The organism is Streptomyces murinus, from assembly GCF_002154555.1.
Lineage (GTDB): Bacteria > Actinomycetota > Actinomycetes > Streptomycetales > Streptomycetaceae > Streptomyces > Streptomyces murinus.
Map to the genome: position 1 here is coordinate 1 of NZ_MUNF01000285.1, position 9,964 is coordinate 9,964.

The following is a 9,964-nucleotide window of genomic DNA, read 5'->3' on the forward strand; positions in this document are numbered from 1 at the left end:
CCGGCGCCGTGCAGCACGGTCTCGCGGGCGCCGATGGCGGTGAGTACGGCCTGGGGCACGGCCTCGGGGTCGTCCACGGGCGCGAGTTCGGCGAGCCACACCCCGTCGCGGGCCCAGTGCCCCATCGTCGCGGCGGCTTCCTGGGACAGCCGGGTCTTGCCCGCGCCGCCGGGCCCGAGCAGGGTGACGAGACGGGCGGTCTCCAGGTCGGTGCCGAGGGCGGCAAGGTCGGCTTCACGGCCGACGAAGGAGGTGAGACGGGCGGGGAGGTTGCCCTGCGCGGGCCAGTCGGGGGCGTGGGACCGGTCGGCGGTCTGGAATCGGTCGGTGGCCTGGGAATGGCCGGACGTGTGGAACCCGTCGGACAGGTGGGGTCGGTCGGACGCGTAGGACTCGTGGGACGCGTAGGACCCGTCGGGCGCGTAGGACCCGTGGGACGCGTGCGATCGGCCGTCGGGGGTACGACGGTCGGGGTGGACACCCCGACCGACATCGCCGCCCCGGCCGCCGGGAATGAAGCCCACGCCGCCCCGCGCACCGTCGCCGCCGCCGTCGCCCTCGCGGTCGCCGGGTCCGACACCCCGGCCCCGACTGCCCCGCGCCGCCCCGGAGTCCCGCCCGGACCCGCCGTCCGCGCCCAGCAACTCCGCGTGCAGCGCGCGCAGTTCGGCGCCCGGGTCGGAGCCCAGCCGGTCGGCGAGGAGGCGTCGTACGTCCTCGTACCCGGCGAGGGCCTGGGCCGGGCGGCCGAGGTCGCGCAGGGCGCGCAGCCGCAGCGCCTGGAGGGGTTCGTCCAGCGGGTGGGCGTCGCACAGGGCGGTCAGCTCGGGCAGGGCGCCCTCGGCCTGGCCGAGGGCGAGGGCCGCGGTGTGCCGGGCGCGCTGCGCGTCCAGGCGCCGGGTCTCCCAGCGGGCGGCCTCGGCGGTGCGGTCGGGCAGATCGGCGAGGGCCTGGCCGTGCCACAGCGCGAGGGCGTCGTCCAGCAGGCCGGCGGCCTTGGCGGGGTCGCCCTCGGCGAGGGCGGTGAGGCCGTCGCCGGTCAGCCGGTCGAAGCGGGTGAGGTCGATGTCGTCGGCGGCGGCGGCGAGCCGGTACCCGCCGTCGGCGGAGGCCACGGCGTCCGCGCCGAGCGCGCGCCGCAGCCGGCCCACGAGCGCCTGAAGCGCGCCGGCGGCGTCGGCGGGCGGGTCCGCGCCCCACACCTCGTCCACCAGCACGCCCACGGGCACGGTCCGTCCGGCCCGCAGCGCCAGCACGCTGAGCAGCGCGCGCAGCCGCGCTCCGCCGACCGGGACGGCCGTACCGTCGGGGCGGAGCGCCTGAGTGGGGCCGAGAAGGCGATAGCGCACGGGGTCCATTGTCTCCGGGGGCTCGGGAAGCGGTCAGGGGGTGGTCACCGGACGCGGCGGGCGCTCCCGGTGAGGTCCAGGGTGACGAGGACGCCCACGGTACGACGGATCCGGCGCGGGCCGTCCGCGGCGCCGAGGCCGGTCTCCTCGAACCGCTTCGGGCAACCTTGGGCGGACTCCATTGTCACGGACCGGGCGAGCGATTCCAGGCGGCACCCCGCGGGAGGCGGGACCGGGCCCGGCCCGGACCCGGTTTCCGGCCCGGTGTCCCCCGCGAACGGCGCCCCGCGGCATCCCCGCCGCCGGTCCGCGTGGGCACACTCTTCCGTGGCATTCACCCACTCTCCAGGAACCGGACGGCGCCTGCGAGACGTTTTCCGCGTGTCGGCCGGGGTCGTCCCGCGCGCCGATCCGCCCGCCCGCTCAGCCCGCCCGCTCAGCCCTTCCGCCCAGCACAGGAGCCGCTCATGACCACCGCCACCACCCGACGATCCGGCGGCGACCGGAGGATCAGCCCGGTGTTCATCGGGATCCTGGCCGTCGCGGCGGTGGCCGGCTGGGCCACCTGGACCGGGTACGCGCAGCGGCCGGGCATCGCGGTGTTCCTGTTCGTGACCGCCGCCTGGGTCGTCTCCCTGTGCCTGCACGAGTACGCGCACGCGCGCACCGCCCTGCACAGCGGCGACATCACGATCGGCGCGAAGGGCTATCTCACGCTGAACCCGCTGAAGTACACACACGCGCTGCTGAGCATCGTGCTGCCGGTGCTGTTCGTGATCATGGGCGGGATCGGTCTGCCGGGCGGCGCGGTGTTCATCGAGCGGGGCCGGATCAGGGGCCGCGGGCGGCTGAGCCTGATCTCGGCGGCGGGCCCGCTGACGAACGCGCTGTTCGCGGTGGTGTGCACGGCGCCGTTCTGGCTGCACGCGCTGGACGGGGTGCCGATGGTGTTCCGCTTCGCGCTGGCGTTCCTCGCGCTGCTCCAGGTGACGGCGGCGCTGCTGAACCTGCTGCCGGTGCCGGGCCTGGACGGGTACGGCGTACTGGAGCCGTGGCTACCGTACGGAGTGAGGCGGCAGGTGGAGGCGTTCCCGATGTTCGGGCTGCTGATCGTGTTCGCGCTGCTGTGGATCCCGTCGCTGAACATCGCGTTCTTCGGCCTGATCCACGACATCCTGCGCGGGCTCGGGGTGGACTCGGCCTACTCGGACTGCGGGTACTGGCTCTACCGCTTCTGGAACGGGACGCCGGAGGTGTGCACGGTCAGCCCGTGACCGGCCCGTCCTGAAGGGCGGCCCGGTCCCGCTCGGCGGCGCGGGCGCGCCTGACGTAGTACCAGGTCATGTTGGACGACAGGCCCGCGAGCAGCACCCAGACGATCCCCAGCCAGCTGCCCTGTACGAAGGAGACCACGGCCGCGGCCAGCGAGAGGACGCAGACGACGAGGGTGTAGAGGGCGATGCGGGGCATGACGGGTGGCTCCTGTCGGGGGACACTGCTACGGCGAACAGTGTCCCCCATGGCGATGGCCGGCTCATAGGAAGGTCGGCCCGGGCTCGCCGGAGAACGGCTCACACGTCGGTGAGTCGGAGTCCCGCGTGCGCCTTGTAGCGGCGGTTGACCGAGATCAGGTTGGCGACCAGGGACTCGACCTGGTGGGCGTTGCGCAGCCGGCCCGCGAAGATGCCGCGCATACCGGGGATGCGCCCAGCGAGCGCCTGCACGATCTCCACGTCGGCGCGGTCCTCGCCGAGCACCATGACGTCGGTGTCGATCTGCTCGATCTCGGGGTCCTGGAGCAGCACGGCCGACAGATGGTGGAAGGCGGCGGCGACCCGGGAGTCCGGCAGCAGCGCGGCGGCCTGCTCGGCGGCGCTGCCCTCCTCGGGCTTGAGCGCGTAGGCGCCCTTCTTGTCGAAGCCGAGCGGGTTGACGCAGTCCACGACGAGCTTGCCGGCCAGGTCGGCGGCGAGCGACTTCAGCGTGTCGCCGTGCCCGTCCCACGGTACGGCGACGATCACGATGTCGCTGCGGCGCGCGGCCTCGGCGTTGTCGGCGCCCTCGACGCCATGGCCGAGTTCGTCCGCGGCGGCCCGGGCGCGGTCGGCGGACCGGGACCCGATGATCACCTTCTGCCCGGCCCTGGCGAGCCGGTAGGCGAGCCCCTTGCCCTGCGGCCCGGTACCACCGAGCACGCCGACGACGTACCCGGAGACATCGGGCAGATCCCAGGGATCCTTGGCGGGGGCCTTCTGTGCGCTGTCGGTAGAGGTCATGGGGCGACTCTACGTCCGGACGACCGACGACCAGGCAGACATCCTGCAAGACCGGGTCCCGGGCCTAGCGACGGTTGATGCCCCGCAGGCGGACGTCGTAGCTGTCCAGCATTTCCAGGGTGCGCGCCCGTGTCCTGTCCTTCATTCGGGGCCAGGCGGCCTCCACCAGCCCCTCGGCGTTCAGGAGCTGTTCGAGCACCTCGAAGTGGACGGCGCCGCCGACGAGTTCCGAGGAGTGGTCCACGACGCGTTCCACGAAGTCCCAGCACCGGGTCAGCAGCTCCGCGTCCGGGCGCCCGCTCTCCAGCTGCGGCATCAGCACGGGTGTGGTGAAGCAGTCGGCCAGCAGCCGGTACAACCGCGTCCACGCGCCCTCCGTCACCACGGCTCTTTCGGCGGGCCGGTCGTACAGCTCGGCGATGGGCTCGGCGGATTCCGGGATCATGCGCAGCAGCAGAGCCGGGATCTCTTTGGTGGGTACTTCGCGCATGCTTCCCTGCCTTCCGTGCGGTGCTCATGCTCGCAGGAAAAGCAGTTGCCCCCGCACCCCCCACGGCCGAGCATTCCCAGGTGACTTCCGCGCTGCTTCCCGATCTTGCGCCCTGGCGGGCCTCCGTCGACTTCCGGCGGTTGTGGAAGTCGGGGCTGATCAGCGGCTTCGGCAGTTTTCTGACCCTGGTCGCGCTGCCCGTGCAGTTGAAGGACCTGACGGAGTCCACCGCGGCCGTCGGGGCGATCGGCGCGGTGGAGCTGCTGCCGCTGATCGTGTGCGGGCTGTACGGCGGGGCGCTGGCCGACGCGTTGGACAAGCGGGGCCTGATCCTGTGGACGGAGGCCGGGCAGGGGCTGCTCAGTGCGTTGCTGCTGCTCAACGCCCTGCTCCCGGGCCCCGCGATCTGGCCGCTGTACGCCGTCGCCGCGCTCTCCTCCGCGCTCGCCGCGGTGCAGCGCCCGGCCCTGGACTCGCTGTGGCCGCGGATCGTCGCGCATGACGACATACCCGCCGCGGCCTCCCTGAACTCGCTGCGCTGGACCGTGGGCGGTGTCGCGGGCCCGGCGCTCGCCGGTGTGGTGGTGGCGTACGCGGGCCTGGGCTGGGCGTACGCCGTCGATGTGCTGACCTTCGCCGTCTCGCTGGCGTACATCGTGCGGATCGCGGCCTCCCCCGCCGCCCATGAGGCCGCGAAGCCCTCGCTGCGGGCGATCGCGGAGGGCGCCCGGTACGCGTGGAGCCGCAAGGAACTCCTCGGCACCTATGTCGTGGACCTCGCGGCGATGTCCCTGGCGATGCCGCTCGCGGTGCTGCCGTTCCTCGCCGACGCGCTGGACGCTGACTGGGCGCTCGGGCTGATGTACGCGAGCATCCCGGCGGGGGCCCTGCTGGTGAGCCTGACCAGCGGCTGGGCCTCGCGGGTGCACCGGCACGGCCTGATGGTGGTGCTGGCGGCGGCCGGCTGGGGCCTGTCGATCGCGGCGGTGGGGCTGACCCGCCAGGTCTGGCTGGTGCTGCTCCTGCTCACCGTCGCCGGCGGGTTCGACATGGTCAGCGGCATCTTCCGGTCCGCCATGTGGAACCAGACGATCCCCGACGAGCTGCGCGGCCGACTCGCCGGGATCGAACTGCTGTCCTACTCCGTGGGGCCCCAGCTGGGCCAGGTCCGCGCGGGCGGCCTCGCCGCGTGGACGGGGCTGCGTACGTCCATCGCGTGCGGCGGGCTGGCCTGCGCGGGCGTGGTGGGCCTGCTCGCGCTGTGCCTGCCGGGCCTGATGGCGTACGACGCGCGGACGAACGCGCACGCGGTACGGATGCGGGAGCGCCGCGCCGAGGCCGCCCCCGCGAAGGCGTGATCAGTCCTCCTCGGCGTCCCCGGAGTCCGCCTTGGAGGCGTCGTGCCACCGCGGATCGTTCTCCCACTCCAGATTCCGCTCGGCCGCCAACTCCATCGCGTGCTGGGCCTCTTGCGGGGAGGCGTACGGCCCGAACCGGTCCTTGCCCGGACAGTCAGGACCCTCCTCGACCTTCTTGTGCTCCAGGCAGTAGTACCACTCACCCGGCTTGCCCACGGTTCGCTTCTTGAACAGGGCCATGGACTGCTCCTCTCACCGACCAACGACATGTTCCCCCATGCCCGCTGGATAGACTCGCCGACATGTCTGGCCAGTCGCTGCTCGTACCGGGGGAACAGTCCCCCATTCGCTCCGTCCCGGGGAACATCCGTCGCCCCGAGTACGTCGGCAAGCCCGCGCCGACGCCGTACACCGGGCCCGAGGTGCAGACCCCGGAGACCGTCGAGGCGATGCGGGTCGCCGGGCGGATCGCCGCCCAGGCGATGGAGGAGGCCGCGAAGATCATCGCGCCCGGGGTCACCACGGACCAGTTGGACAAGGTGGCCCATGAGTACATGTGCGACCACGGCGCCTATCCGTCCACGCTCGGCTACCGCGGTTTCCCCAAGTCCCTGTGCACCTCGGTCAACGAGGTCATCTGCCACGGCATCCCGGACTCGACGGTCCTCCAGGACGGCGACATCGTCAACCTGGACGTGACCGCGTACATCGGCGGGGTGCACGGCGACAACAACGCCACGTACCTGGTCGGGGACGTGGACGAGGAGTCGCGGCTGCTGGTGGAGCGTACCCGGGAGGCCCTCAGCCGGGCGATCAAGGCGGTCAAGCCGGGCCGCCAGATCAACATCATCGGCCGGGTCATCGAGTCGTACGCCAAGCGGTTCGGCTACGGCGTGGTGCGGGACTTCACCGGGCACGGCATCAACTCGTCGTTCCACTCCGGGCTGATCATCCCGCACTACGACAGCCCGCACGCCACCACGGTGATGCAGCCGGGCATGACCTTCACCATCGAGCCGATGCTGACGCTGGGCACCCACGAGTACGACATGTGGGAGGACGGCTGGACGGTCGTGACGAAGGACCGCAGGCGCACCGCGCAGTTCGAGCACACCCTGGTGGTCACGGACGACGGCGCGGACATCCTGACCCTGCCCTGACCGCCCCGGCCACCGCTCGCTCCGAGGAGAACCCGCCCCTGCGAGGGCGGGTTTTCTCTTGTACGATTTTACCGACATGCTGTCGGGAAAGTTGCCGACATGAGGTCGGTAAAGCCATTGACTTAGGTAAGGCTTACCTTAGAGGATGTGCTTCATGGACTCTTTCTCGTGCCTCATCCGCACCGCGTCCCACGAACAGCACACGGAGGCGGAGACCTCGACCTTCATGAGCGATCTGCTCGGCGGCCGGCTCGGCGTGGACGCCTACGCCCGCTACACCGAACAGCTGTGGTTCGTCTACGAGGCACTGGAGAGCGCGGCCGAGCGGCTGGCCGGTGACCCGGTGGCCGGTCCGTTCATCCGGCCGGAACTGCTGCGTCTCGCCGCCCTGGAGCAGGACCTGGCGCATCTGCGGGGCGCCGACTGGCGGGCGGGCCTGGACGCCCTGCCCGCGACCCGGGCGTACGCCGACCGGGTGCGCGAGTGCGCCGAGGAGTGGCCCGGCGGTTACGTCGCCCACCACTACACCCGCTACCTGGGCGACCTGTCGGGCGGTCAGATCATCCGCGACCGGGCGGAGAAGACCTGGGGCTTCACCAAGAAGGGCGCCGGGGTGCGCTTCTACGTCTTCGAGGAGATCTCCAACCCGGCCGCCTTCAAGCGCGAGTACCGGGAACTGCTGGACGGGATACGGGCGGACGACCTGGAGAAGCAGCGCGTCACGGCCGAGTGCAAGCGGGCGTTCGCCCTGAACACGGCCGTCTTCCGGGCCCTGGGCGAGGAGTTCCCGCTCTCGGCCTGAACCCGCGGCGCGTGCCCGGCCGGGGGTCAGCGCTCCAGGAACACCCGGCCGCCCAGCTCCACCCAGCCCGCCGGCTGCGGTGCGGTGAGGAGTTGGGAGCCCTTGCCCTGGGTGATGTTGAGGGCGCGGTCGAGGCGGCCGGTGAGCTGGAGCGCCGCCGCGCCGGTGGCCTCGTCCTCCTCGATGCCGTCGCCGCGGCCGGGGAATCCACGGGCGCGGACCCGCCCGGCCGCCTCGTCCTCCCAGGCCCACGCGTACAACCAGTCTCCGGGCGAGGGGACTTGGAGCGCGTCGACCTCCGCGGCAGTCGGATATTGGCGCAGGGTGCGCGGCGCGGCCCACTCCGGGCGGGCCTCGATCCAGCAGAACTCGCCGTCCTGCCGGGCGCCCACCGTCCCGGCCGGGACCACGAGTTCGGGCACGTCCAGCAGCCAGGCGGCGCCGACGCACGGGTATCCGGCGAACCGCAGCCGGGTGGAGGGCGTGTAGATGTCGATCACACCGCGCTCGGGGTCGTCCACGAACACGGTCTCGCTGAAGCCGAGTTTGGCGGCGAGCGCCTGCCGGTCGGCGGGCTCGGGCAGCGTGGAGCCGTCACGGACGACGCCCAGCTCATTGCCGTAGCCGCCGTGCGGTGCGCAGAAGACGCGCAGTACGTCGTAGTCAGTCACCGGGGAATTGAAACACCGCGCGCGCCGCGAGCGCGTCCCAGGCGCGGGCGCCACCGGGCAGCGGCCAGGTGGGGAGTCCCGCGGGCTCGTAGGGCAGCCCGGCCAGGAGGTCGCCGTACCCCTGGTCCATGGACTTCCGTCCATGTGCGGGGACAGCGGTGAGCCGCGCCGCACGCTGCCGGTGGCCCTCGGCCAGTTGCTCGGCCTCCTCGCGCCACCGCGCCTCCTCCGACAGTCGGGTGAGCACCACGCACTTTGGTGGGCCGCCCTCGGCGAGCGCGGCGACCGCGCGGTCATGGCCGTCGAGGATCAGCCAGCCGTCGAGGAAGGGCACCCACCACAGCAGGACGGGCGCGAGCGTGCCCTCGCGGGCGTGCTTGCGGTACGCCTTCACCCGGGCCGCGTCCGGCGCGGACAGCCGCCGCAGCGGTACGACGCCGTGCCAGCCGCCGCCGCAGTAGAGGCCGAGACTGCCGCCGGGCCATTCGCGCACCAGGTCCTCGGTCCAGATGCCGGGCTGGAAGCGGGTGCGCAGGGCCAGTTCCCAGCGGCCGTCGGCGAGCGGGGTGCCGGGGGCCTCCTGGAGCCGGCGGGCGTATGTGTGCGGCCAGTTGCCGGGGCGCGCAGCCGGGCGGCGGTCGGAGGCGGCAGCGGGGAGCGGTAGCCGTCGGCGCGGTGAAGGTGGAGGTCGGGACAGCAGGGCGCGCTCCCGGTGACCGAACGCCCGAGCAGCAGCGGCCGTTCGCCCTGGCGCAGCAGCAGCCGGCCGTCGGCGGCGGTCTCGAAGCGCAGGGGCGGCGGGCCCGGGCGGTCCGTGACGTCCAGCACCAGGCGTCCCGGACCCAGCGGTTCCCTGCGCGCTGCCGCCACACCTGCTCCCCTCCCCCGCCGCGGAACACCCCGATACTCCGGGGCCCTTGAGATGTTCCGAGGGTACGAGACGGCCCGGTCCTGAGCGTCCAGGACCGGGCCGTCGGCCTTGTGCCTCGGTTCTTGCGCCGAGGTTCTTGCGCCTTGGTTCTTGTGCCTCGCTGCTTACGCCTCGGCGCCCGCGGTGCGCCGCCTGCGGACCGCGACCACCACACCGGCGCCCGCCACGACGGCGACCGCGGCCGCCGCGCCCAGGGCGCCGACCGGGGCGTCGGAGCCGGTGGAGGCCAGGCTGCCGCCGGCCACGCCACCGCCACCGACGGTGGATCCGGTGACATCGCCGCCGGTGGTGCCGGAGCCGCCCGCCGTGCCCGCGCCACCCGCCGTACCGGAGCCGCCGGTGCCCCCGGCCGTGCCCGTGCCGCCGTCGCCGGAGGGCAGGTCGGCGTCGTCGGTCAGGGCCACGGACAGGGCGACCGGGTCGAGCGCGGTGCCCTTGGTGTAGTAGCCGCTGAACGCCTTGGCACCCGCGTCGGTGAGCGTCGCGGTGACGCCGTTCACCGTGATGACGTCGTTCTTCGCGGTGAGGCCGGTGGACTTGGCCTTCAGGTCGGCCAGCACCACGTCCTCGGACTTCTTGCCGAGGCTGGTGACATCGGCGGTCAGGGTGCCGGTGCCGTGGTTCAGGCTGGCGTGCAGATCGCTGAGGGTGAGATCGAGGCCATATGTGCCGTTGCTCTCATGGCCCTTGAAGTTCACCGCGCCCTTGAAGGCGGCGGAGAGGGTGCCGGCCTTGGTGTCGTAGCTGCCGGTGGCGCCCGGGAAGGTGAACGCGCCGTTGCCGGACGCCTGCTTGGCACCGCCCGAGGTGGTGATCTTCCCCTGGGCCGGGCCGCTGACGACGTAGGTGCGGAAGGTCTCCTTGACGCCCCAGCCGAGCGTGCCGTCGGCTGGCGCCCTTGGCGGGAGCCGACGGCACGCTCGGCTG

13 protein-coding genes are annotated in these 9,964 nt (G+C 72.8%); 4 read left to right on the forward strand and 9 right to left on the reverse strand.

What is annotated here, in order from left to right; genetic code table 11:
• Both CCN72_RS40605 and CCN72_RS39020 read right to left on the reverse strand, forming a co-directional pair.
• Positions 1–1,358: AfsR/SARP family transcriptional regulator (locus CCN72_RS40605; protein ID WP_244174304.1), on the reverse strand; the 1,358-nt coding region annotated here is incomplete at its 3' end.
• Positions 1,359–1,393: 35 nt separating this feature from the next.
• A complete protein-coding gene (locus tag CCN72_RS39020) occupies positions 1,394–1,531 on the reverse strand; it encodes a hypothetical protein (protein WP_158101366.1) in 138 nt (45 codons plus the stop codon).
• 285 nt (positions 1,532–1,816) lie between these two features.
• Between CCN72_RS39020 and CCN72_RS18230 the strand changes: the two genes are divergently transcribed.
• Positions 1,817–2,623, forward strand: coding sequence for a site-2 protease family protein (locus tag CCN72_RS18230; RefSeq protein ID WP_086808441.1), 807 nt, complete (start codon positions 1,817–1,819; stop codon positions 2,621–2,623).
• Here CCN72_RS18230 and CCN72_RS18235 read toward each other — a convergent pair.
• From CCN72_RS18235 to CCN72_RS18245, 3 genes are all read right to left on the reverse strand, one after another.
• The gene (locus CCN72_RS18235) at positions 2,613–2,819 is read right to left on the reverse strand and encodes a hypothetical protein (RefSeq protein WP_374205237.1); all 207 of its coding nucleotides are present in this window, start codon (positions 2,817–2,819) and stop codon (positions 2,613–2,615) included. The two genes, CCN72_RS18230 and CCN72_RS18235, sit on opposite strands and share 11 nt — an antisense overlap.
• A 101-nt stretch (positions 2,820–2,920) precedes the next feature.
• Positions 2,921–3,625, reverse strand: a complete 705-nt coding sequence (gene npdG / locus CCN72_RS18240) for an NADPH-dependent F420 reductase (RefSeq protein ID WP_086808443.1) — start codon at positions 3,623–3,625, stop codon at positions 2,921–2,923.
• A gap of 64 nt (positions 3,626–3,689) precedes the next feature.
• Positions 3,690–4,115, reverse strand: coding sequence for a hypothetical protein (locus tag CCN72_RS18245; RefSeq protein ID WP_086808444.1), 426 nt, complete (start codon positions 4,113–4,115; stop codon positions 3,690–3,692).
• 26 nt (positions 4,116–4,141) lie between these two features.
• Here CCN72_RS18245 and CCN72_RS18250 point away from each other — a divergent pair, with 26 nt between their 5' ends.
• Positions 4,142–5,473 carry an MFS transporter gene (locus tag CCN72_RS18250; protein WP_086808445.1) on the forward strand — a complete coding sequence of 444 codons (1,332 nt, stop codon included), beginning with the start codon at positions 4,142–4,144 and terminating at the stop codon, positions 5,471–5,473.
• On the opposite strand, the gene CCN72_RS18255 is transcribed toward CCN72_RS18250, so the two are convergent.
• Positions 5,474–5,713: a hypothetical protein gene (locus CCN72_RS18255; RefSeq protein ID WP_085564443.1), complete on the reverse strand. Its 240-nt coding sequence runs from the start codon at positions 5,711–5,713 to the stop codon at positions 5,474–5,476.
• A gap of 62 nt (positions 5,714–5,775) precedes the next feature.
• Here CCN72_RS18255 and map point away from each other — a divergent pair, with 62 nt between their 5' ends.
• Together map and CCN72_RS18265 are read left to right on the forward strand one after the other, a co-directional pair.
• A complete protein-coding gene (gene map / locus CCN72_RS18260) occupies positions 5,776–6,633 on the forward strand; it encodes a type I methionyl aminopeptidase (protein ID WP_037656308.1) in 858 nt (285 codons plus the stop codon).
• A 154-nt stretch (positions 6,634–6,787) separates the two neighbouring features.
• Positions 6,788–7,435: a biliverdin-producing heme oxygenase gene (locus tag CCN72_RS18265; protein ID WP_086808446.1), complete on the forward strand. Its 648-nt coding sequence runs from the start codon at positions 6,788–6,790 to the stop codon at positions 7,433–7,435.
• Between the two features lie 26 nt (positions 7,436–7,461).
• Here the strand turns inward: CCN72_RS18265 and CCN72_RS18270 are convergent, their stop codons facing one another.
• The 3 genes from CCN72_RS18270 to CCN72_RS18280 form a co-directional block, all read right to left on the reverse strand.
• Positions 7,462–8,106, reverse strand: a complete 645-nt coding sequence (locus CCN72_RS18270) for a PhzF family phenazine biosynthesis protein (protein WP_085564445.1) — start codon at positions 8,104–8,106, stop codon at positions 7,462–7,464.
• Positions 8,099–8,599 (reverse strand): hypothetical protein, encoded by a 501-nt coding sequence (locus CCN72_RS40610; RefSeq protein ID WP_244174307.1) that lies wholly within the window; start codon positions 8,597–8,599, stop codon positions 8,099–8,101. The genes CCN72_RS18270 and CCN72_RS40610 overlap by 8 nt, the downstream gene beginning before the upstream one ends.
• 542 nt (positions 8,600–9,141) lie before the next feature.
• Positions 9,142–9,964 (reverse strand): HtaA domain-containing protein (locus CCN72_RS18280; RefSeq protein WP_208638035.1); only part of this gene is annotated, 823 nt, incomplete at its 5' end.

Excerpts from the sequence above, each read along its gene's own strand:
- CCN72_RS39020 (WP_158101366.1), bottom strand. The coding sequence starts at position 1,531 with ATGGAGTCCGCCCAAGGTTGCCCGAAGCGGTTCGAGGAGACCGGCCTC.
- CCN72_RS18230 (WP_086808441.1), top strand. The coding sequence starts at position 1,817 with ATGACCACCGCCACCACCCGACGATCCGGCGGCGACCGGAGGATCAGC.
- CCN72_RS18235 (WP_374205237.1), bottom strand. The coding sequence starts at position 2,819 with ATGCCCCGCATCGCCCTCTACACCCTCGTCGTCTGCGTCCTCTCGCTG.
- npdG (WP_086808443.1), bottom strand. The coding sequence starts at position 3,625 with ATGACCTCTACCGACAGCGCACAGAAGGCCCCCGCCAAGGATCCCTGG.
- CCN72_RS18245 (WP_086808444.1), bottom strand. The coding sequence starts at position 4,115 with ATGCGCGAAGTACCCACCAAAGAGATCCCGGCTCTGCTGCTGCGCATG.
- CCN72_RS18250 (WP_086808445.1), top strand. The coding sequence starts at position 4,142 with ATGCTCGCAGGAAAAGCAGTTGCCCCCGCACCCCCCACGGCCGAGCAT.
- CCN72_RS18255 (WP_085564443.1), bottom strand. The coding sequence starts at position 5,713 with ATGGCCCTGTTCAAGAAGCGAACCGTGGGCAAGCCGGGTGAGTGGTAC.
- map (WP_037656308.1), top strand. The coding sequence starts at position 5,776 with ATGTCTGGCCAGTCGCTGCTCGTACCGGGGGAACAGTCCCCCATTCGC.
- CCN72_RS18265 (WP_086808446.1), top strand. The coding sequence starts at position 6,788 with ATGGACTCTTTCTCGTGCCTCATCCGCACCGCGTCCCACGAACAGCAC.